The following is a 22,503-nucleotide window of genomic DNA, read 5'->3' as shown; positions in this document are numbered from 1 at the left end:
TGCGGCGGGCCTGCTCAGGGCCGGCCCCGGGTCTGACCAGTGCCTGGTCAGCGCGGGTCCGGGCGCGGGTCAGCGCGGCCGGAAGGTGGCCACCCCGTTCACCACGACTACGTCGACGTGGATCTCCCGGGTGACCGGGGCGGTGAACGGCGGCAGCTGCCACGGTGGTGCGCCGGGCACGTGGATGACCAGGTTCACACCCAACCGGGTTGCGATGAGGCGTGCGGCGAGGTCGCGGGCGTTGGCGGCCCTGGCGTCCTCCGGGGAGTTGGTGAGCGTCCAGTTCATGTTCTCCACCAGCGCGCCGTAGAGGTGCTTCTCGCGCATCGGGCGGGCGGCGGTGAAGTTCGCCACGTGCTCGGCGACGCCCGGGGCGGTGGCTGCGGTGACGACGGCGTGGCGGAGGGCCGCCGGCGGGATCTTGGCGGCGTGCGCGACGGCCGCGTACAGGCCGTCCGGGGTCGGCGGTGGTGCTGTCGGGAGGAGGTTGTGCGCGGTGTGCTGGAGGCTGCGCACGGCTTCGTCGACGAGTGCTCGCGGCACGTCCGGCGGGATGTTCGGGGCCGGGATGTTGTGGGCCGGCGTGTTCTGGACCGGCACGTTCGGGGCCGGTGCGTTGGGGACGGGCGCGTTCGGTGCCGGTGTGGTGGGGACCGGGACGTTCGGGACTGGGAAGTTGGGGGCTGGTGGGTTGGGGACGGGTGCGTTCAGGATCGGTGCGTTCTGGACCGGGGCGTTCGGGACCGCGACGTCGGAGACCGACGCGGTGGGAACCGGGACGTTGGCGACCGCCGCGTTGTGGACTCGTGCGTTCGCGGCCGGGACGTTGGCGGCCGGGGCAGGCGTGTTGAGGGCCGGGGTGTTCGCGATCGGGGCGTTCGGGGAAGGAGCGTTGGGCGGCGGCACGTTCGGGACCGGCACGTTCGCGGGGGCGCTGGTGCCGGCGGTGGTCGTGCTGGGGGTGGTCGTGATGGGCACCGGGGGAGGGGCGGTCACGGGGTTCGGGCCGGTGGCCTGGGGTGCGGTGGTGTCGGTGGGTTGCCGGCCGTTCGTGTTGGCCGGGGGCGGGGGCGCGTGCAGTGGTGGCGGCACGGCGGGGGTGTTCTGGGTGGGCGGCGGGGGCGGGGGTCGTGTGGGTGCCGGCGGTGCGGTTGTGGGCTGCACAGCTGGGGTCGGGGCTGCGGGCTGGCTGGTTGCGGCGGGTTGGGTGGCTGCGGGCTGGCTGGTTGCTGCGGGCTGGGTTGCTGCGGGAGGCGGCGGGGGTGGTGTGGGGGCCGGTGTGGGAGCCGGTGGTGGAGTGTTGAAGATGTCGACCTGCTGGTCGACCTCGCCCTTGGCGGTCCACCAGGCCTGTTGCGCGACGTCCGCGGCCCGGCGCTTGTCGTTCAGCTCCACCTCGGCCACCCGGATGCGCTCCTGCTGGGCGGCCCGTTCGGCGACCTGCTCGGCAGTGAGGTTGGCGAGCTGGGCGGCAACGTCGTTGATCGTGTCCTGGGCGTCGTTGCGAGCCCTGTCCACCTCGACCTCCGCGTCCCGCCACGCCTTCGCGGTCACCTTGACCTGCTCCTGGGCGTCGCTGAGCGCCTGCCCGAGCGGTCGGCCGAGTGCGGCTTCCGCCTCCGGCGCCGGCATTCGCACCACAGCCGAGCCGGGCACGGCCAGGTCGACCACACCGGTCCGGCCGCCGATGGTGGCGACCACCCGGTACTCGACGTCGAACTCGACCAACCCCGACCGGCCCTGGGGCTTCAGGTTGTTGACCTTGTTGTCGGTCACGCCACCGGAGACGGCCTGCGAGTCCTCGGCCGCGTGCCGGACCTCGATGCCGCTGGCGAGGACGTTGACGGTGTCCTTCGGGTCCGTCCCCTGCTTCACGCCGACGCTGCCGGTCGCGAAGCCCACCGACACGTCGGCGTTCTCGCTGACCTTCGCCTCACCGCTGGTCGTGCTCACGGTGGACCGAGGGTTCTCCAGCTTCACGCCGTCGCTCAGCGCACCCAGACGCGGGTTGACGAGCTTCGCGTACACCTTCACGTCCGCGTGTTGGCCGAACGTGAGCGCGGCCTCGTGCAGACCCGGCACCTCAAGCGGCCCGTGCAGCATCCCGGGCAGGCTCGGCTGGAGGTTCTCCGAGCTCACCGTGGACAGCAGCGTGGTCAGCGGTCCCGAGCCCTTGCCGATCACGCCCTGGTTCGCGCCCGCCGCCACCAACGCCTGGACCGCCGCCTCACGCAGGTCCTTCACCCCGCGCAGGCCCTCCACCGACGCGTTCGGCGGCAGCGTCGTCGGGCTGCCCGCCTGCTGCCACGCCCGCGCGGCCGTCGGGGTGCCCAGTTCGCCGCCGCGCCTGATCGCCGCCGCCATGTACGGCGGGTTCGGAGCGCCGCCCGCGACCTTCTGGTTGTCCGCGAGCACCCGCACGCCCATCTCCTGCGGCCCGCTGGTGGCCCGGGCGATCGTCTCGGACCCCTTCTCGACCACCAGCTCGAACTCGACCGGCACGGCGTACTTCACCGCCGGGCCGCTGCCTGCGCGCAGGTGGCCGAACTGCCGCGTGGTGGCGTCGGTGGTCGACGTGCTCACCGCGTGGTTGAAGCCGGCGGCGACGGCGACACCGGCCGTGCCGGAGACGTTCGGGTTCGCGCTGCCCGGCTGGGCCAGGCCGGGCGCCTTGATGCCGACACCCCACCCCGTGCCGCGCCCCTGGCCACCGGTGACCTTCTCCGCGCCGGCGATCGTGTGCTCCATGTCGACGCCGTCGTTGACCACCCGGTCGAACTGCGGTGTGCCGGTCTTCGCCCGCAGCGTCACCTGGAACGAGTCCTTGCCGAACGTGCCGGGCTGGTGCACCACCAGCGGCACGCCGCCGTCGAGCGCGCTGTCGATCATCGCCTTGACGCTCGTCGGCGAGCTGAAGTCGACCAGGCGCTGGAGGTTGTTCATCGAGTCCTCGAGCACCGAGTCGGGCACCAGCGGGTCGCCGAACCGCTTCGCCGTCTTCCGGTTCACGTCCGCGATCAGGTCGGTGACCACACCGGACATGTCCGGCACCTGGTCCACGGTGGACAGGCCGAGCGAGCCGGGTTCCCCGTCGGCCAGCATCCTCGGCGGCACCATCCCCGGGACCACGGCCGGCGGGACGTTCGGCGTGACGTCCGGGAGCAGCTTCCACTGGCGGGCGACGTCCTCGCTGACCCGCACGAACACCGACTTGGGCAGCTTCACGGTGGCGCCCTCGGCACGCGGCGTGCCGCCGTGGAACACGTTGCCCGCCCGGCTCTCGCCGACGATCGTCACGTCCGCGTCCAGCTGCACGAGCACGGTCCGCGCCCCGGGCGGCGTCACGACGTTGCGGTCCACGCTGCCGCTGATCTCCCGCGCTTCGGACTTCGAGTCCGCCCACGGCGTGTACTTGCCCGTCACGGCCACGCCGCCAGCGCCGCTCGTGGGGCTCGGCTGCCCGGGGGTGACGTTCGGCTTGACCGGCACGTTGATGCCGGCGGTGAGGTCCGCGGACCGGCTCACCGACTTGCTGTCACCGGCCTTGTAACCACCGGTCACGGCGTTCTCGGTGCCCGTGTCGTCGGAGATCGAGACCAGCTGCGGGTTGCCCAGCTTCATCGACATGCCGACCGAGCCGGTGCGGTCGGTGATCCGCCGGTCGTACCGCAGGCTCGGCTCCTGCATCCCGGTCTCGACCAGTTTGCGCAGGTTGGCCTTGATGTTCTCCTGGCTGAACAGCCGGTCGACCTGGTTGCGGGACTCGGTGCCCGGAACGGTCAGCGCGGAGTCGCCGTTCGCCGCCCGGTTGAGCGCGTCGATCGCCTGGTCACGCAGTGCCGTGGTGTTCGCCACCGCCTCGACGTGCAGGAACTCCGGCGTCGGCACCGGCCGGGTGGTGGTGAGCAGGGTCTTGATCGTGGGCGCGTCGTCCAACTCCGCCACGACCGGCGGACCGGGTGCGAAGCCGGACGGGTTCACCTTCATGGCGGAGCTGTCGGACACCCACAGGTTCACCTTGCCGTGGATCAGCGGCAGGACCTCCGGGTTGTTCCGTGCGCTGGGGTCGAGCGACGCGCCGACCGTGCGGGCGACCACGCGCGGCTCCGGGGCGTGCCGGCCCGGCTTGCCCGGCGTCACCCGCTGCACCCACGACCGGGGCCGGGTGAACGTGGTGATCTCGACCTCGAACGCGACGTCGTTGGCGAAGACCTGGGCGTTCGGGCTGCCGACGTTCAGCGAGGTGCTGTTCACCGACGGGCCGCCGGTGTTCTTCGTCGTCCACGAGTGGTTGTACTTCGCGCCCACCTGCGGCGTCGGCGTGACCGTCGCGACCGGGGTCTTGTTCGGGAGGACCACCTTGCCCTCGACGCCGCCGCTCCAGCCCTTGGTGGTGGCGGTGGAGCTGTCCAGCTTCGGGCCGCTGGACGAGGAGCCGCGCACGTTGCGGGCGTCCGCCTGGCCGAGGTGGGTCGAGTTGGTGAGCTTCGCCTTGACCGTGATGTTGACGTACGTGTCGGTGGTGGCGTCGGAGCTCTTCATCTGCACCGTGACGCCCGGCCCGAGCAGGCTGTCCATGCTGGACTTGAGCGCGGTCGGTGAGAGCTGGTTGAGCTTGCGCTGGTTGGCCAGCTGCTGGGCCACGTCGGTGAAGCCCTGGCCCTTGCCGCTGCGCGGGTTCGCGTTCGGGTCGTTCCACGACGGCAGGAAGTCCTTGAGCCCCTTGACGTTCTTCAACGCGGCCTCGACCTGCGGCTGCACCCGACTGGCCGGCTCGAAGTCGCCGACCTTCGCGTTGCCGGCGATCCCGCCGTTCAGGTACGGCGGCGCCCAGCGGGGTTCGGCGGTCGGCTCGGCGATGCCCGTCCGCGTGCCCTCCGGCACCGGCAGGTTCAGCGCTGCGGCCTCCGGCGTGCCCATCCGCACGTAGGTGGTGATCGGCACGGTGACGTTCCCGCCGCTGGGGGTGCGCACCTCGACGTCGGCGGTCACCTTGTAGAGGCCGGTCACGCCCTTGAGCTGGATGCCGGTGCGGTTGGTCGTGCTCGTGCCCGCGTTCGAGGACTCCGCCGTGCGGGCCGAGTAGCCCAGCGTCGCGCCGACCTGGCCGGCGACCGCGCCCGGCACGCCGAGGTTGCCGCCGAACCCGCCGGTCACGTCGAAGCCGGTCTTCGTGGTCGCGGTGACACCCGTGCCGAACGCCGTCGACTCGTGCAGGCGCAGTTGGGCGGAGTCGTGCACGCCGACGAGTTCGGCGGTGCGAAGGGTCGCGTGCACCTGGACCGCGGCGCCCTTGCTCGCGTGCGGGCTCACCAGGTCGGGTGACGTGACCCAGCCGGTGAGCATCGCGCCCAGGTTGTCCCGGACCGTGGTCGGGCTCAGGAACGTCTGGAGCGCGGTGCGTCCGGGTGAGCCGATCTTGGTGATCGACGGGTGCAGCTTGGCGGCCACGTCGGTGAACGCCTTGCCGGGATCGGTGACCGCGACCGCCTCGGGCACCGGGTGCTCGATCCGCGCGCCCCAGTCGGCGGGCGGGAGGTCGGGGTTCTGGGCGATGGTCGGGTTCGAGCCCGTGATCGTGGACAGGTCGTCCGGGATCTGGAGCGTGACGTCGACCGGGTCGGCGGGGTCGGTGGTGTCCACCGTGATCGACGGCTGGACTTGACCCCGGGCGTCGGTGAGGGTGATCTCGTAGCTCACCGGGACCGTGGCCAGGGTGGAGAACTCACCGGAGCGGATCGCCCGCTGGTCCACCGCGGACGTCGAGCTGGTGGTGGCGGTGGCCGGGGTGGCGAGCTGCGCCTTGCCGCCGAGCGAACCGTACGGGCCGACCGGCACACCGGCCGTCACCGCGCCGCCGACGTCGTTCGCGGTGGCCAGGGTGTCGGTGGTGGACGTGCTCGTGCCGCTCTGCGCGGTCATGTCGACCTTGGTGCTGGTCGTCGGGGTCTTGCCCGCCGTGCCCGGGTCGGCCGGGGGCATCATCGTGGCCCGCACGTTCGCCTCGAACCAGTTGCCGCCGATCTGCACCTGGAAGTTGCGGCCGTGACCGAGGAACGACTCGAAGTCGCTGGTCAGCGCGGTGTCGATGCGGGCGGCGTCGGCCGGTGCGATGCCGTTGACCGCGCCGGTGACCCGGGACGCGCCCTTGACGTCGACGGCGGCGATCGAGCCGAGGGCCTGGTTGTCCTGGAAGAAGCGCGGGAGGTCGGTGTCGGCGAGCACCCGGGCAGGTCGGTGCGGGGTGATCGTGGCCAGCGGGACGACCGGGTTCGGGGTGGTGCGGCGGAACGGCACGTTCGGCGGCTGGACGTCGGCGGCCGGGGCGGTGTCCGGGGCGGTGTCGATGCCGGGCGGGTTGAACGACTCCAGCGCGTGCATCCGGTTCTCGATCAGCCACAGGTTGCGCGGCTTGACGGTCGCGCCCGGTGTGTCGAACTGCCGCGTCATGGGTCCGATGTCGTCGACGACGCGGCCCTTGCCGTCCTGGTGCTGGAAGATCGGCTTCACCGGCGAGTCCTGTTCCAGGTACTCGTCGTGCAGGCCGAGGAAGTGGCCGACCTCGTGGCCGAGCGTCATGGGGTCGGAGTCGACCGGCCAGTTCAGCTGGTTGGCGCGGCCGTCCGGGTCGGTGACGGTGACGGTGCCGTGCGCATCGGCCGGGTTGTCGGTGAACTCGACGGTGACGTGGAACTGCTCGCCGCTCGGCAGCCGGTTCCCGTGGTTGTAGAAGGCGTCGACGCCCTGCCTGGTGTTCGCCTTGATGTCGGCGAGCCGGCCCGGGGTGGCGTTCCCTGGGTCGAGGAAGACCCGGACGGTGAAGTCGCGCACCGGCACGCCGTCGACGTCCAGCGACCTGGTGTCGTACGCGATCGGCCCGCGCCAGGCCCGCATGCCGATTCCGTCGCGGCTGATGGTCGTGCTGTCCAGGACACCGCCGTCCTCACCGCGAACGGTGCTGGTGACCGGCGCGTTCCGGGCCGCCTCCCGGATGTCGGCGGAGGACGCCGCGTTCGGGTTCGCGTCGAACCAGGGGGCGCTCGGGGCGGTGCTGTGCCGCCAGCCCGGGTCGTCCAAAACCGGGTGGGGTCCGCGGGGTTCGGGTGAGGTGATGAGGGTGTCGGTGACCTTCGTGCCCCGGGGCGCTTCGGGTGGCGTCCAAGCGTCGGGGCGCCGGAGGTCGTGGTCCACGTGCACGTCGGTGGTGGCGCCGTTGGTGTCGCGGACGGTGGCGTCGACGCCGCGGGCGGCCAAGGCGTCGGCGACGGTCTGCGCGTGCGGGCCGGACACCTCGACCACGGCGGGCCGGTAGCCGTTCCTGTCGCGCATGGCGTTGGACTCGGCGAGGTCGGCGGCCAGCGAGTCGAGCCGGGCGGTGTGCCGCGGGTCCGGCGACGAGGTCGGCGGGATGTCCAGCGACAGCTCGGGTGACGGACCGCGCGTCGCGCGCTCGCTCGGCTTGGCGGGTGGGGCGGACGGGCTGCCCGGGGTGTTACGGCTGGTCGGGGCGTTCGGGGCGTTCGGGGTGTTCGGCGCGGGGGTGCCGGGATGTGCCGGGTCGGCCAGCCGGGCCGTCTGGTTCCGGGCCTCGGCCTGCCTGATCTGGTCGCGGTTCGCGGTGATGGTGTCCGGGTCCGCGAACATGGCGCGCAGCTGGTCGATCTTCGTGGCCGAGTCGCCGGTGTACTTGAAGTGCCGCCCGTCGTCGGTGCGGGCGATGCCGTCGGGACCGGTCTCGAAGCGGTTCGTGAAGTGGTTCGGGCCGGACTTCAGGTCGCCGTTGGCGTCGGTGTACTTGCTGTGCGTCGTGTACGACGAGAAGTCCGCTTGGTAGTACTGGTGGAACTCGTCGAACAGCTTGCGCGCGTTGTCGGGGTTCGGCGGGCCGGCGTGCGCGGGATCGGGGTCGCCGACGCGCTCGGCCAGGTCGTGGATGAACGTGAACGCCTCGTCGGCGGAGATCTTGCCGCGCAGGTAGAAGCCGATCGGGTCGGAGTCGACGATCGACCTGACCGCGTCGAACTCGCGCCGGCTCGACCACAGGCCCTGGTAGCGGTCCATCATCTGCACCGCGAGCTTGTGCTCGGGTTCGGCGTCGTGCCGACCCTTCCCGTCGCCGAACTGGTTCTTGGCGTTGTTCTTCTCGATGTCGTGGAACAGGATCGCCTTGGCCATCGCGTCGGTCGAGATGAACCGGGTGTCCGGGTTCTCCGCCTTGGTCAGGTCGAGGTACTGGCCGAGCACCATCTGGGCGTGCTCGTGGAAGGTGAACCCGTCCTTGGACTTCGGCGCGCGGTACGGCTCGGCCTGCGGCTTCGTGGCCACCTCGTCGAACTTCGGCCCCAGCTCCGGGAACTGCCCGATCAGCTGGTCGACCACCGGGAACGGGTTCGGCTTGCCGTTCACGACGGGCACGGTGTCGATCGCGGTGCTGAGCTTGTCGCCGGCTTCCCGCTGCGCCTCGAACGTGGCCGTGGCCTGGGAACTCCACAGGTCGTAGTCGTTCGGGAACGGGCCGTCTCCCTGCGGACGGGTGTTGAAGTCGATCGCGATGCGGTCGGAGTCCGCCGCGATGAGCGCGCCGATCGCGGCCTGGGCGGCGACACCGGGCACCTTGGCCATGAACGCGTCGACCTCGGCGGGGTCGACGGGCGTGAACGCGAACCCGGCCAGCGCCACCTCGGACTGCGCGGTCGCGCCGACAGCCACGTCGTGCGCGATCGAGTCGCGGAGGTTCGGGTCGACCAGGTCCAGCGCGGGGTGCTCGCGCAGGCTCGTCTCGATGTCGGTGGTCAACGCGGGCAGCACCTCGTTGCGCACGACCGCTTTCAGGTCGGCCGGTGAGGTGTTGACGAGGTCCTTGGCGGTGAACGCGCCGAGCGCTTGGTCGACCACCGGGCCGAGCACCTTCTGCTGCGCCACGTCGGCGAACCGCTGCGGGTCGATCTCGGCCTGGACGTTCGGCGGGTCCTGGAGCCTCTGCGCGACGCGCTGCTTGAACTCCGCGAGCCGCGGACCGCTGAGCCAGCTCGCGTTCCTGCCCCGGCCGCCTTCGAGGTCCGGGAACGAGTCCAAGGCGGCGAACTCGGCCTTCAGCGCGGCGTCCACCCGGACTCCGAGGTCCGCGGCGACGTCGTTCCGGCTCTGGTCGGTGAGCAGGCCCAGGCCTTCCTGGCCGGTCACGTCCTTGACGAAGGCCGTCACGAGGTTCGTGGTGACGTTCTCGTCCCAGGGCTTCTTCCGCTGGTTCGCGCCCTTCCCGGCCGTGATGCCGTCCTTGACGGCGGCGGTGAAGGCGGCCTTGTCCAGCGGCAACGTGCCACCGCTGGCTTGCTTGATGGTCTTGGCCAGGTCGTTCATGGCCGCGTCGAGCGACTTCGGCACGACCTGCTCGTTCAGCACCTTGCGCAGCGCGTCCGGGGTGACCGGCGGCACGGTCCTGGCCGCCAGTTCGGCGGTGAGCACGGGGGGAGCCGTGGACAGCACGCCGGTGGTGATCTCGGCGACGTTGGCCGAGGGCGGGCCGACCGAGTTGAGGAACTGGTTCAGCCGTTCATGGCGTGCGGCGTAGCTCGTGTCGCGCGGTGCGTCGGGGCTGGTGCGGGGTGCGCTCTCGGCATCGGGTTCGATCAGCGCGTCGGGCTTGCGGTCAGCGGGGTCCTGCTTGACCTGCTGCCACGTGACGTGGTGTTCCCGCAGGTCGATCGCGATGTCGCGGAGCTTCTGCGGGTTGTTGTTGAAGGCGGCTTTCCAGTTGCCGGAGCCGTCCTGGGTCCAGGAGAACCACGGGTCGTACTCCTTGCCCAGGCCGTCGGACTTGAAGTCGGGGTCGAGGCCCAGCCGCTCGTGGAGGGTGGCGATCGGCGCGACCCGGCCTGCCTGGTCCGGGTGGGCGAAGGACGAGTGCTCGGGCGACGAGTAGGTGACCAGGGAACCCGGTGTGGCGTGCGTGACCAGGGCGTCGAGGTGCGGGCCGCCGATGCCGAACTGGTTCGGCTCGCCGCGCTGGTCGACGTTGTAGGTGTGGGTCGTGGAGTCCGTGCCGGGCGCGCCCTCGACCGTCGACTCCGAGGTGATCTCGTTGAACACGGCGAGCGGCACCAGGAAGGAGCGCAGCACCGGGCGCTTCAGCTCGGGGTTGTTGGGAGCGACCGGCTTGCCGCCGTCGGAGTGGTGGTACTTGGTCAGCCACTGGACGGCCCGCTGGGGACGCCCGCCGCCCGCCCAGAGCTGGGCGTTGCTGCCGGGCGCGATGGTGAGGGCGCCGGAGGTCGGGTCCTGCTGGATGTCCTTGAACGGTGAGCTGGGCTTGCCGGGGACGCTCGTGTCGAACGTCGCCGGGTTGACGACGGCGGTGTAGACGCGGACGTGGTGCTGGCCGGCGATCGTCTCGACCTCGAACTCACCGCGGTGGACGGTCTGCTTGACGCCCTTCTTGTCCACCACCGTTGTGGGGCCCGGGTAGGCGACGCCGGGGCGTCCGATGTGGACGGCCTCCGTCGTCGCGTCGAAGAGCGGGGTGGTGGCGTTCCGGACGACGTGGACCGGGATGCCCGTGATCTTGCCGTACGAGGTGAATGTGCCGTTCGGTTCGAGGACGTGCACGCGGACGCCGGCCGCTTCGGCGATCTGGTGCGGGGTGGGGTCGGGGGTGTGCTGGAGGTTCTGCCGAACGGGAGCCGGGTCGACGCCCAAGGTGGTCGTGATGGCGTTGACCAGGCTGTCGGCGGGGGTGGCGCCGGTGACCGGTGTGACCACGATGCCGTGGGTGTTCAGCATGCCCTGTTGGGCAGGGGTGATGCCTGGGGTGGTGGGTCGCTTGGACTTCGGCGCGTTGGGCAGTTGGGGGGTGGTTGGTGGGGTGACGAGGATCGGGACGACGGTGGGGGTGTTGGGCTGGGGTGCCGCTGCCGGGTCTGTCTTGGGTGGTGCCGGTGGTGCGCTGACCGGTGGCGGGCTGATGGGCGGCACACCGATCGGCGGTGCGCTGACCGAGGGCGCGCCGGCCGAGGGCGTGTTGGCTGATGGTGCGCTGACGAGGGGTGCGCCGACCGGCGGTGGGTTGACTGGCTTTGCACTGACGGCCGGTGGTGTGGCTGGGGGGACGTTGGCGGGCACGGTGGTGACCGGCGGCGTGCTGGCACGGGGTGTGCTGACTGGTGGCGCACCGGCCGGCGGTGTGCTGACGGCTGGTGGTGTGGCTGTGGGGACGGTGGTGGATGGGGTGTTGACCGGCGTCACGTTGACCGGCGGCACGTTGGCCGGGGGTGTGGTGGTCAGGGGTGTGCTGACCGGTGGTGTCTTGGTGGTTGGTGCGTTGGTGGCCGGTGCGTTGGGGGCCGCCACGGGTGCGGTCGGTGGTGCGGTGGGCGTGGGCTTCGGCGTTGCCGGGGCGCTGGTCGGTGCGTTCTGGGGCTGAGGGGCGCTGACGGGCGGCGGCGGTGCGGTCGCTGGTGCTGCCGATGGAGCGGGCGCGCTGGTGGTCGGGGTGGGCTTGGGAGCTGCGGCCGGTGTCGAGGGTGATGTGGGCGGTGCCTTGGTGATGGTGCTGTCGCCGGTCGGAGGCTTGGGCGCGTCGAACACGCCCTTCCCCGGGCCACCGGTGTACCTGGTCGAACGGTCCGTTGACGTGCTCGCCCCAGGAGCACCCGCCATCGGTCCGGCCACGGGCGGTGCGCCGACTGCGGGGGCGTTCGGCGGGAGTGTCGTGGCCGGCGTGGACTTCGGGTTCGAGGGCGGTGAAGTCGCTGGTGGAGTGGCCGTCGGCGGAACGGTGGTGGGCTGGGTGGTGGACGGCGTGTTCGGTCCGCCGGTGGTCGGCTTGGGAGCCGGGGGCGGCGTGGAGGTCGAGGTGGCCGGGGCCTTGATGTTCCCGTCGCTGCTCGGCGCCTTCGGGGCGTCGAACACGCCCTTGGCCGGTCCGCCCGTGTACTTGCTGGAACGGTCCGACCCGCCTGCCGCCGCACCCGGAGCACCGCCGGCCGCCATCGGAGCGCCACCCATCGGGGGCGGTGTCGCTCCCGGGCCACCGGACAGCGCACCAGAGATGGTGCGTGCCGCCGTGTTCCCGCCGGGAGGCGCTGACACACCGGATACCGAACCGGCACTCGGAGCCGGTCCGCCCTTGGCCGCCGACCCACCCTGAACACCAGCGCCGCCCGGGACATTGGAGCCGCCCGGGACACCGCCGCCACTCGGCACACCGCCGCCGCGCGAGCCGCCAGACGTGCCAGCGGCACCGGGAACACCCGCGATCGGCCCGACAGCCGGTCCGCCAGTGCCACGCGAACCACCGGCCGTGGTGGGTCCGACAGCACCGGGGACGCTCGTGATCGGGCCGACCCCCGGTCCACCGGTACCGCGAGTGCCACTGGCCGTGTTGAGCCCACCGGCCCCCGGAACACCGGCGATCGGCCCGACCGACGGCCCACCGGTTCCCTTGGTGCTACCCGATCCGTTAGTCCCGGTGCCGCCGGGGACGTTGGTGATCGGCGTAACGGGAGGCCCGCCGGTTCCGCGTGTGCTGCTGGGACCGTTAGTCCCGGTACCGCCGGGAACGTTGGTAATGGGGGTGACCGATGGCCCGCCGGCTCCGCGTGTGCCGCCGGACCCATTAGCCCCGGAACCGCCCGGAACGTTCGTCACCGGAGTAACGGAAGGACCACCCGGACCCTTCACGCCCCCCGCCCCACCACCCGGTGCACCAGGCGGCCGTTGGGCGTTCGAGTTCGGATCGATCTTGCTGAACTGATCACGGCTGAACTGGTCGTTCTGCACGTGGGTCTGAGCGGTGGCCTTCAACCCCGACTGGACGTTCCCCATCGCCGTCGACGCCTTGTTCGCCTGCGCCACCGAAGCGTCGTTCGAGTTGTTCAACGCCGGCACCGCGGCCAACCCGATCGGCCCCAACGCGTTCGGCGCCAGCTTCAGGCCCTGGAGCCCCGTCGAGATGGCCGCCAACCGGGACTGGAAGTCGCCCGCCTTGCTCTGCAACCCCTGCAGTGACGACTCGTTCATGCCGAACCCGGAGTTGCCCGTCGGCCCACCGGCCGATGACGAGGGCGGGGGCGGGGGCGGTGGTGGGGTGGACGAGGTGCCCGATGGGCTGGAGCCCGGGTTCGCGTCGCCGCCACCACCGCGTGCCATGTCTGCTCTCCGGAGTTCTACTTGACCTGGACGTTGCCGGCGGACGCCGTGCTCGGCTCCGCGTACTTCGACTGGTACGACTCGTAGCTCGACTTCGCCGCCTCACCGGCGGACTTCGAGTCGCTCACGGCCTTCTCCAGGTTCGTGCCCGCCTGCTCGGCCTTGCGCGAAGCCTCCTCGGCCGCCTTGATGTCGGCCTCGCTGCCGGAGGCGAACGCCGCCGCGTTGGCCTCGGCCGCCGCCGCGTTGGCCGCCGCGAAGTCGACGTTCGCCTGCGAGTACTGGGCGTTCGCCACCTTCGCCGCGTCGTTCTTCGCCGCCAGCTCGTTCTCCGCCGACGTGCGCGCCTCGTCGACCGGTCCGGCGTTGTTGCTCTTGTACTCCTCGTACGCGGCCTTCGCGGCCTCGTCGGCGGGCTTAGCCGCGAGCAACGCCTCGTTGCTGGCCTTCGCCGCGTTGGCGACGTCACGCGACTCCTGCGCCGCCTTCTCCGCCAGCCGTGCCGCCTCACCGCGGGCCGCGTCCGCCTCGACCTTGGCCGCCTCGTACTTCACCATCGCGGCGTCCACACCGGCCTGGTCACCGCGAGCGGCGGCGGCGTTGGCCTCCTCGACGAAACCGTTGGCCTTCTCGTTGGCTTCGCCCGCCTTCTTGGACGCCGCGTTCAGGTCCTCGGTGGCCTTCTTGGCCTCCTCGGCCGCCGCCGCCTCCGACTCCTTCAGCTTGGCGTACCTCTCGTTGGCCTCGTCGGCCTTGGTGTTGGCGGCGGAGACCTTGTCGTCCTCGACGTCCTTCGCCAACGCCTTGTCGATGGCGCGGTCGACGCCCTTCTGCGCCTTCCACGACTCGTAGCCCACCTCGGCCACGTCGGCGACGTTCTCGAACCGGTTCCAGTTCTTGCCGACGCTCTCGGTGATCTCGTCCAGGTTCTTGATGCGGCCCATCTGCCGACCGAGCGAGGCCAGGAGCCGGGCGATGCGGGACGCGATGTTGGTCGCCAGCGCCACCGCCTTGCCGACCGCGAAACCGATGAAGACCGGGATCGAGGCGCCGAACGTGGGGATCATGGTGGCCGCCGCGATCAGCGCGCCGCCGATCAGCGAACCCAGCAGCTGGGCGATCAGGTCGCGCACGATGTCCCGCAGCACCGACACCAGCACACCGCAGATGGCGACGATCTTGGCCTTCTGCTCGACCGCGTTGGCCAGCGTGTCCAGCTCCTGGCCCAGGGCGTCCATGCTCTTCTGGAACGCCTCGGACGACGAGCCGGTCCACCCGTCGAACGTGACCAGGCCCTTGCGGTGGTCCTCGGCCAGCACCCGCAGCTCGGCGGCCTGGGCCTTGGTCGCCTCGACGTTGGCGTTGACCTCCTCCGGGTCGCCCATCAGCTGGTCGAGCGGCTCCTTGAGGAACGACACGTGCTCGATGAGCCAGCCGATGCCCGCGCCGATGATCGAGCCGAGCGGGTCCATCGCCAGCATCGCCGTCGACGACGCCGCCCCGATGACCCCGAACGTGATGTCGAGGGCCTTCTCGGTCTCGGTCTCGGCGTCCTTGCCGATGCTGGAGATCATCTCGTCGTACGCCGAGATGAACAGGGTGCCCTTGAGCTTGTTCTCCTCGGTGATCTCCATGCCCGGTGGCGAGGCGATCGGGGTGTCCGGCGCGGTCATCTTTCAGGCTCTCCTCGTCACCAGGGGTGGTTCTCGTCGTCCTCGTCGTCACCGGCGTGCGTCCTGCGCACCGGCCGCGACGGCATCTGCATCTGGGGCACGGGCGCGGCGCGAACGGGTCGCTCCGGCTCGACGGGCTCGGGCTCGACGTAGTCGCGCGCGTCGTCCTGCGGCTCGTCGTCGTCCGGGATGGCGTCGCTCACCATCCGCATGGCCTCGGTGCCCTCGCCGAGCGGTTCGAACGCGGCCATCACCTTCAGCGCGGCCTGCTTCTGCGCGACCTTGGCCGTCTGCATGATCAGCGCGGTGAGGCGGGCGGAGCCGAGTTCGGTGGCGCGGTGGCCGAGCCGGATGTCGACCAGGCCGCCGTTGGGGCCGACCGTGATGGTCACCGCGCCGTCCGGGCTGCTCGCCGTGGCCTGCGAGTTCTCGACGTTCTCCTGGAGGTCCGCCGACTTCCGCTGGAGATCGGCCAGCTTGGCCTCGAAGTTGTCGAGCCACTGCTGGGGGTCCAAGGTCAACCTCCTGGGGTGGAAAGCGGTGCAGCCTGGAGTCGACCGGAACCCGCCAACGCCGCCCCAACGCCTCACCAACGGGTGAGCCTGCGGTCTACCGAACCCCTGTCGCCCCGCCGGCCGATCCGGCCGGCGGCCGTCCGTGGACCAGCGGCGATCAGCCGAAGTGGTAGTCCGACGCGGTAGTCGGTGAATCACCCCGAGTGGCGGTGCGGGGTGATCCCACCAACGATTAGGTCACGGCGGACCGGTGCGTGCGCGGGTCCCGTTACTACGGGGTACGGTTCGCCACTCGGAAGCCCCGACGGCCTCGCCGTCGGCATTTGTCTGCTCCTAGACGAGCAGGGAGGGAGACGAGCCGTGCGTCGTCGAATGCGTGGCACCGCGGTGGCCGCGATCGCGCTGACCAGCGTTCTGTCGATGGCCGCCTGCGCCAAGGACACCGGTGGGGACAACACCGGGTCCGGGTCGACCAACACCGCCGAGGGCTGCAAGCTGGCTGACAAGCCGCCGGCAGCCGCCGCGACCTCCAGCAGGGCCGCCTCGGACGAGAAGGTCGACGGCAGCGCCCTGAAGGTGGGCCTGGCCTACGACATCGGCGGTCGGGGCGACGCGTCGTTCAACGACTCCGCCGCGGCCGGCCTGGACAAGGCCAAGGCCGATCTGGGCATCAAGCCGGAGAACGTCAAGGAGCTGACCGCCGCGCCGAACGAGCCGGAGGACGCCAAGCTCACCCGGCTCCGCCAGATGGCGAGCGAGGGCATCAACCCGATCATCGGTGTCGGCTTCGCCTACGCCGAGTCGCTGGCCGTCGTCGCGCCGGAGTTCCCGAACGTCAAGTTCGCCATCGTGGACGGTGCGGTCGAGGGTGCGGCGAACGTCACGCCGCTGCTGTTCGCCGAGGAGCAGGGTTCCTTCCTGGCCGGCGTCATCGCCGCCTACCAGTCCAAGAAGTGCCACGTCGGCTTCGTCGGCGGTGTGCAGATCCCGCTGATCCAGAAGTTCGACGCGGGCTACGAGCAGGGCGCCAAGACCGCCGCTCCGGACATCAAGGTCGAGAAGAAGTACCTGACCCCGGCGGGCGACTTCACCGGCTTCCAGGACCCGACCAAGGGTCAGGAGGCCGCGAGGGGCCAGATCGAGGCCGGCGCCGACGTGCTGTACCACGCTGCCGGCGCGTCCGGCAAGGGTGTGTTCTCCGCCGCGAAGGCGGCCGACGTCAAGGCCATCGGCGTCGACTCCGACCAGTACAACCAGAAGACGGTCGAGGAGTCGAAGGACGTCATCGTCTCGTCCATGCTGAAGCGGGTCGACGTCGCGGTGTACGAGTTCGTCCGCGCGGTCGCCAAGGACGACCTGGCGAGCCTGCCGAAGGTGTTCGACCTGTCCGTGGACGGTGTCGGCTACTCCACCTCCGGCGGCAAGATCGACGAGAACCTGAAGGCGGTCCTCGAGGGCTACAAGGCCCAGATCATCGCGGGCGACATCAAGGTCAAGTCCGCGCCGTAACCCCATCCAGCCTCCGGCGCACTGGGCCCTGCGAGCACCCTCGCGGGGCCCAGTGCGTGGTTAGCCCCGGCGCAGCCGGAGATCAGACGGAGCTTCCATGAGTACCTCCACGCCTGCCGTCGTCCTGTCGGGCATCACCAAGCGCTTCCCGGGTGTAGTCGCAAACAGCGACGTCCACCTCAGCGTCCAGGTCGGCGAAGTGCACGCGCTGTGCGGCGAGAACGGCGCCGGCAAGTCCACCCTGATGAAGATCCTGTACGGGATGCAGCAGCCCGACGAGGGCACCATCGAGGTGGCCGGCAAGCAGGTCCGGTTCCGCACCCCCGCCGACGCGATCAGGGCCGGCATCGGCATGGTGCACCAGCACTTCATGCTGGCCGACAACCTGACCGTGCAGGAGAACGTCGTCCTCGGCGCGGAGTCGCTGAACGGCATCGGCGGCAAGGCCCGCAAGCGCATCCAGGAGCTGGCGGCGGCCACCGGCCTGACCGTCGACCCCGCCGTCCTGGTCGAACGCCTCGGCGTGGCCGACCGGCAGCGGGTGGAGATCCTGAAGGTGCTGTACCGCGGCGCCAAGGTGATCATCCTGGACGAGCCGACCGCGGTCCTCGTGCCGCAGGAGGTGGACGAGCTGTTCGCCACCCTGCGCGGCATGCAGCAGCAGGGCTTCACGTTCCTGTTCATCTCGCACAAGCTCGACGAGGTCCGCGCCATCGCGGACTCCGTCACGATCATCCGTCGCGGCACCACGGTCGGCACCGCGGACCCGAAGACCGTCAGCTCGCGCCAGCTGGCCGAGATGATGGTCGGCAGCGAGCTGCCCAGCCCGGAGACGCGCGAGTCCACCGTCACCGACCGCGTCGTGCTGCGGGTGGAGAACCTGGGTCTCGTCGCGGCCGAGGGCACCCGGCCGGTGCTGGACTGCATCGACCTGGTGGTGCGGGCGGGCGAGATCGTCGGCATCGCGGGCGTCGAGGGCAACGGGCAGACCGAGCTGGTCGAGACGATCATGGGCATGCGCAAGGCCCACCACGGCCGCGTGCTGCTCGGCGACCGCGACCTGACCAGGCTCGGCACGCTGGCGCGGCGCGAGGCGGGCGTCGGCTACATCCCCGAGGACCGGCACCGCCAGGGCCTGCTGCTCACCCAGCCGCTCTGGGCCAACCGCATCCTCGGCCACCAGACCCGCCGTCCCGTGTCGAACGGCCAGTGGCTCGACATCGCGGGCGCGAAGGCCGACACCACGCGCATCGTCGAGGACTTCGACGTGCGCACGCCGGGCATCGAAGTGGCCGCCGTCGCGCTGTCCGGCGGCAACCAGCAGAAGCTCGTGGTCGGCCGTGAGCTGTCCGGTGACCCGGTGCTGCTCATCGCGTCCCACCCGACCCGCGGCGTGGACGTCGGCGCGCAGGCCCTGATCTGGGACGAGATCAAGAACGCCCGCGCGCGCGGCCTGGCCGTGCTGCTGATCTCGGCGGACCTGGACGAGCTGATCGGCTTGTCCGACACCATCCGGGTGATGCTGCGCGGTCGGCTGGTCGCGGACGCCGACCCGGCCACGGTCACCCCGGAAGACCTCGGCAGTGCGATGACCGGCGTGGGCGCCACGAGCACCGCCGTCGCCGAGCACGTCCCTGACGCCGAGAAGGCGTCGGAATCGGAAGGCGAGTAATGGGAATGTTGCGCGGCAAGCTCTTGCCGCCCGTGCTGGCGATCCTGTTCTCCGCCCTGCTGTGCGGTGTCGCGCTGGTGGTGTCCGGCGCGAACCCGCTGCGGGCGTTCGGTGTGATGCTGGGCCAGATCGGTCAGGGCACCACCGCGGTCGACATCGTCAACAGCACCGGCACGTACTACATCGCGGGACTGGCGGTGGCGATCGGGTTCCAGATGAACCTGTTCAACATCGGCGTCGAGGGCCAGTACCGGGTCGCGGCGGTCGTCGCGGCCGTGGTCGGCGGCTCGATCGTGCTGCCGCCCGGCCTGCACGCCCTGGTGATCATCCTGACGGCCGCCGTCGCCGGCGCGCTGTGGGCGGCGATCCCGGCGATCCTCAAGGTCACGCGAGGCGTCAACGAGGTCATCTCCACCATCATGATGAACGGCCTGGCGCTGGGCCTCGCGGCGTACCTGATCGGCGCGGACGTCTTCGGCGAGCTGCGGGGCAACAACATCCGCACCCCGGAGATCCCGCAGAGCGGCTGGGTGCCCGGCATCTCGTTCGGCTCGTCCGGCACGGTGTTCGGGCTGGTGTTCCTGGCCGCGCTGCTCGGCATCGGCTACTGGGTGATGATGAACCGCACCCGGTTCGGCTTCGAGCTGCGGGCGTCCGGCGAGTCGTCCACGGCCGCCGCCGCCGGCGGTGTGAACGCCAAGAAGATGATCCTGATCGCGATGCTGCTGTCCGGCGCGATCGCGGGTCTGGTGTCGATGCCCGAGATCCTGGGCCGCGACCACACCTACAACCTGAACTTCCCGGCCGGCATCGGGTTCTCCGGCATCGCGATCGCGTTGCTCGGGCGCAACCACCCCGGAGGCATCGCGCTCGGCGCGCTGCTCTGGGCGTTCCTGGACAAGTCGGGCCTCGCCTTGGACAACGTGGGCGTGCCCCGGGAAATCGTGACGATCATGCAGGGGGCGATCGTGCTGTCGGTCGTCGTCGCGTACGAGGTGGTCCGCCGGTTCGAACTGGCCGCGCAACAGCGGCAGGTCGGCCGGCAGCTCGGGACGGTGGATGCGGCATGAGCACTTCTCTGATGAACCCGGCCGACGCTCCGCTGGCCGTTCCGCCGCCTCGTCGTCCCCGCCGGATACCCGGCTGGGCGATCGGCGCGCTGGGCGTGGCCGGTGCGGTCGTGCTGCTGTCCACCACGTCGTACCTGACCGGTGTGCCGCAGTTGACGTCCACCGGCACGATCCAGACCGCCGTGCGGCTGGCGTTGCCGATCCTGCTGGCCGCGCTGGGTGGCCTGTGGGCCGAACGCGCGGGCGTGGTGAACATCGGCCTCGAAGGCATGATGATCATGGGCACGTGGGGCGCGGCGTGGGCCGGGTACCAGTGGGGCCCGTGGGCGGCGCTGGTGTCGGCCGCCGTGTTCGGCGCGCTGGGCGGGCTGCTGCACGCGATCGCGACCGTGACGTTCGGCGTGAACCACATCGTGTCCGGTGTGGCGATCAACCTGCTCGGGGCGGGGCTGACCAAGTACCTGTCCACGCTGATCTTCTTCCCCCTGTCGAACAACCCGCGCGAGTCGCCGGCCGTGCCGAAGTTCGACACGTACTCCGCCTCCGGGCTGTCGGACTGGCTCGGGACGCTGGAGGCGCAGCAGCGGGTCGGCCTGTCGGACGTCGCCGGCATCCTGCGCGGCCTGATCACCGGTGTGTCGCCGTTGACCATGCTCGCGGTGCTGCTGGTGATCGCCAGCTACCTGGTGCTGTGGCGGACCCGGTTCGGCCTGCGGCTGCGGTCGTGCGGCGAGAACCCGGTGGCCGCGGAGTCGTTGGGCGTCAACGTCTACCTGTACAAGTACGTCGCGGTGATCTCGTCGGGCGCGCTGGCCGGCATCGGTGGCGCGGCGCTCGTGCTCAACCCCGGCCAGCCCGGCTACCTGGAGGGCCAGACCAACGGGCGCGGCTTCATCGGCCTGGCCGCGATGATCTTCGGCAACTGGCGGCCCGGTGGGCTGCTCGGCGGCGCGGCCCTGTTCGGGTACGCGGACGGGTTGCAGCTGCGGTCCGGTGGCAAGACGTTCCTGGCGCTGGTCTACGGCGCGGTGCTGCTGCTGCTCGTGATCGTGATCTGGCAGCTGGTCCGCCGCCGCTGGTTCGCCGCCGCGTTCGGCATGGTGGCCGCCGGCCTGCTGTACGCCGTGTACTACTCGGTGGACGAGGTGCCGAGCGAGCTGACGACGTACGCGCCGCACCTGGTGACGCTGATCGTGCTGGCGGTGGCGTCGCAACGATTGCGCATGCCCGCCGCGAACGGGGTGGTGTACCGCCGTGGTTGACGTTGACTGGGACGCGTTGCGGGCGCGTGCCGTCGAGGCCGCCCAGTCCGCCTACTGCCCGTACAGCGGGTTGCGGGTCGGCGCCGCGGCGGTCTGCTCGGACGGGCGGATCGTGGTCGGCTGCAACGTCGAGAACGCCGCCTACGGCGTCGGCCTGTGCGCCGAGTGCACGTTGGCGGGCCAGTTCTTCCTGACCGGTGGCGGCAAGCTGGTGGCCCTGGCGTGCCGCAGCGGCGCAGGCGACCTGCTCATGCCGTGCGGCCGGTGCCGCCAGGTGATCTACGAGCTGGGCGGCGGGTCGTGCCTGATCGACACGCCGTCCGGCGTCCTGCCGATGACATCGGTGCTGCCCGACGCGTTCGGCCCGGAGGACCTCCCATGACCCACAGCGCTGTGGACGTGATCCGGGCGAAGCGTGACGGCGCCCGGTTGACCGATGGCCAGATCGACTGGGTGGTGGACGCCTACACCCGCGGGGCGGTGGCCGACGAGCAGATGTCGGCGCTGGCCATGGCGATCTTCCTGAACGGGATGGACTCGGCCGAGACCGCCCGGTGGACGCGGGCGATGGTGGACTCCGGCGAGAGGCTGTCCCTGGACGTCGGCCGCCCCACCGTGGACAAGCACTCGACCGGCGGCGTGGGCGACAAGATCACGCTCCCGCTGGCGCCCCTGGTGGCCGCTTGCGGCGCGGCCGTGCCGCAGTTGTCGGGGCGCGGCCTGGGCCACACCGGCGGGACGCTGGACAAGCTGGAGTCCATCCCCGGCTGGCGGGCGCAGTTGTCGGTGGACGAGGTGACGGCGCAGCTCCGGTCGGTCGGCGCGGTGGTCTGCGCGGCCACGTCGGGGCTCGCCCCGGCGGACAAGAAGCTGTACGCGCTGCGCGACGTGACGGCCACGGTCGAGGCCATCCCGCTGATCGCGTCGTCCATCATGTCGAAGAAGATCGCCGAGGGCGCCGAAGCGCTGGTGCTGGACGTGAAGGTCGGATCCGGGGCCTTCATGAAGTCCCTGGACCAGGCGCGGGCTCTGGCTTCGGCGTTGGTGTCGATCGGCGTGGACCACGGGCTGAAGATCAGTGCCCTGCTGACCGACATGTCCGTGCCGCTGGGACGGGCGGTCGGCAACTCGGTGGAGGTGGTCGAGTCGGTCGAGGTCCTGCGCGGTGGCGGGCCGGCCGACATCGTCGAGCTGACGGTGGCGCTGGCCGAGGAGATGCTCTCCCGGGCAGGCATCACCGCGTCACCGCGCGACGTCCTGGCGTCCGGCGAGGCGTACGAGACGTGGGCGCGCATGATCAGGGCACAGGGCGGCGATCCCGACGCGCCCCTCCCCGTCGGCGAGCACAAGCACGTGGTGACGGCCCCGGACGACGGCTACCTGACCACGTTGGACGCCTACGCGGTGGGTGTGGCGGCATGGCGGCTGGGTGCCGGCCGTGCCCGCAAGGAAGACCCGGTGCAGGCCGGCGCCGGCATCCTCTGCCTGGCCAAACCGGGCGACGAGGTGGCCAAGGGCCAGCCACTGCTGGAACTCCGCACCGAAACGCCGGACGCCATCCCCGCGGCCCTGGAATCCCTGACCGGCGGCTACGAGGTCGGCGACGCCCCACCCGCCCGCGGCCCCTTGGTGATCGAAACCATCCGGGGCTGACGA

Annotated in this window: 12 protein-coding genes; 9 read left to right on the top strand and 3 right to left on the bottom strand. The window is 71.1% G+C overall.

Going from position 1 to position 22,503, the window contains the following annotated elements:
- Nucleotides 1-69: 69 nt before the first annotated feature.
- Nucleotides 70-10,779, bottom strand: a complete 10,710-nt coding sequence (locus ACRAKI_RS32885) for a hypothetical protein (protein WP_447004374.1) — start codon at nucleotides 10,777-10,779, stop codon at nucleotides 70-72.
- A gap of 82 nt (nucleotides 10,780-10,861) precedes the next feature.
- Between ACRAKI_RS32885 and ACRAKI_RS32880 the strand changes: the two genes are divergently transcribed.
- The 3 genes from ACRAKI_RS32880 (at nucleotide 10,862) to ACRAKI_RS32870 (ending at nucleotide 13,171) form a co-directional block, all read left to right on the top strand.
- Entirely contained in the window at nucleotides 10,862-11,419 is a 558-nt protein-coding gene (locus ACRAKI_RS32880) for a hypothetical protein (RefSeq protein ID WP_447004373.1), read from the top strand.
- 69 nt (nucleotides 11,420-11,488) lie between these two features.
- The gene (locus ACRAKI_RS32875) at nucleotides 11,489-12,145 is read left to right on the top strand and encodes a hypothetical protein (RefSeq protein WP_447004372.1); all 657 of its coding nucleotides are present in this window, start codon (nucleotides 11,489-11,491) and stop codon (nucleotides 12,143-12,145) included.
- Between the two features lie 645 nt (nucleotides 12,146-12,790).
- The gene (locus tag ACRAKI_RS32870; RefSeq protein WP_447004371.1) at nucleotides 12,791-13,171 is read left to right on the top strand and encodes a hypothetical protein; all 381 of its coding nucleotides are present in this window, start codon (nucleotides 12,791-12,793) and stop codon (nucleotides 13,169-13,171) included.
- Here ACRAKI_RS32870 and ACRAKI_RS32865 read toward each other — a convergent pair.
- Nucleotides 13,164-14,819, bottom strand: a complete 1,656-nt coding sequence (locus tag ACRAKI_RS32865) for a hypothetical protein (protein ID WP_447004370.1) — start codon at nucleotides 14,817-14,819, stop codon at nucleotides 13,164-13,166. The genes ACRAKI_RS32870 and ACRAKI_RS32865 overlap by 8 nt on opposite strands.
- A 17-nt stretch (nucleotides 14,820-14,836) precedes the next feature.
- Nucleotides 14,837-15,340 (bottom strand): YbaB/EbfC family nucleoid-associated protein, encoded by a 504-nt coding sequence (locus ACRAKI_RS32860; RefSeq protein WP_447004369.1) that lies wholly within the window; start codon nucleotides 15,338-15,340, stop codon nucleotides 14,837-14,839.
- Nucleotides 15,341-15,706: 366 nt separating this feature from the next.
- On the opposite strand from ACRAKI_RS32860, the gene ACRAKI_RS32855 reads away from it, so the two are divergent.
- The 6 genes from ACRAKI_RS32855 to ACRAKI_RS32830 all read left to right on the top strand — a co-directional run bounded on the left by ACRAKI_RS32855 (nucleotide 15,707) and on the right by ACRAKI_RS32830 (nucleotide 22,500).
- The gene (locus ACRAKI_RS32855) at nucleotides 15,707-16,843 is read left to right on the top strand and encodes a BMP family lipoprotein (protein ID WP_447008585.1); all 1,137 of its coding nucleotides are present in this window, start codon (nucleotides 15,707-15,709) and stop codon (nucleotides 16,841-16,843) included.
- A gap of 97 nt (nucleotides 16,844-16,940) precedes the next feature.
- Entirely contained in the window at nucleotides 16,941-18,515 is a 1,575-nt protein-coding gene (locus tag ACRAKI_RS32850; RefSeq protein WP_447004368.1) for an ABC transporter ATP-binding protein, read from the top strand.
- Nucleotides 18,515-19,585, top strand: coding sequence for an ABC transporter permease (locus ACRAKI_RS32845; protein ID WP_447004367.1), 1,071 nt, complete (start codon nucleotides 18,515-18,517; stop codon nucleotides 19,583-19,585). Before ACRAKI_RS32850 ends, ACRAKI_RS32845 begins: the two co-directional genes overlap by 1 nt.
- Complete coding sequence (locus ACRAKI_RS32840) at nucleotides 19,582-20,847, top strand: ABC transporter permease (RefSeq protein ID WP_447004366.1); 1,266 nt, start codon at nucleotides 19,582-19,584, stop codon at nucleotides 20,845-20,847. Before ACRAKI_RS32845 ends, ACRAKI_RS32840 begins: the two co-directional genes overlap by 4 nt.
- Nucleotides 20,840-21,229 carry a cytidine deaminase gene (locus tag ACRAKI_RS32835; RefSeq protein WP_447004365.1) on the top strand — a complete coding sequence of 130 codons (390 nt, stop codon included), beginning with the start codon at nucleotides 20,840-20,842 and terminating at the stop codon, nucleotides 21,227-21,229. Before ACRAKI_RS32840 ends, ACRAKI_RS32835 begins: the two co-directional genes overlap by 8 nt.
- The gene (locus ACRAKI_RS32830) at nucleotides 21,226-22,500 is read left to right on the top strand and encodes a thymidine phosphorylase (RefSeq protein ID WP_447004364.1); all 1,275 of its coding nucleotides are present in this window, start codon (nucleotides 21,226-21,228) and stop codon (nucleotides 22,498-22,500) included. The genes ACRAKI_RS32835 and ACRAKI_RS32830 overlap by 4 nt, the downstream gene beginning before the upstream one ends.
- Nucleotides 22,501-22,503: the final 3 nt, after the last annotated feature.

Source organism: Saccharothrix isguenensis, assembly GCF_052936305.1.
This window is presented reverse-complemented; position numbering and strand designations above follow the sequence as displayed.

Coding starts and splice junctions, on each gene's coding strand:
- ACRAKI_RS32885 (WP_447004374.1), bottom strand. CDS start 10,779: ATGCTGAACACCCACGGCATCGTGGTCACACCGGTCACCGGCGCCACC.
- ACRAKI_RS32865 (WP_447004370.1), bottom strand. CDS start 14,819: ATGACCGCGCCGGACACCCCGATCGCCTCGCCACCGGGCATGGAGATC.
- ACRAKI_RS32855 (WP_447008585.1), top strand. CDS start 15,707: ATGCGTGGCACCGCGGTGGCCGCGATCGCGCTGACCAGCGTTCTGTCG.
- ACRAKI_RS32850 (WP_447004368.1), top strand. CDS start 16,941: ATGAGTACCTCCACGCCTGCCGTCGTCCTGTCGGGCATCACCAAGCGC.
- ACRAKI_RS32845 (WP_447004367.1), top strand. CDS start 18,515: ATGGGAATGTTGCGCGGCAAGCTCTTGCCGCCCGTGCTGGCGATCCTG.
- ACRAKI_RS32840 (WP_447004366.1), top strand. CDS start 19,582: ATGAGCACTTCTCTGATGAACCCGGCCGACGCTCCGCTGGCCGTTCCG.
- ACRAKI_RS32830 (WP_447004364.1), top strand. CDS start 21,226: ATGACCCACAGCGCTGTGGACGTGATCCGGGCGAAGCGTGACGGCGCC.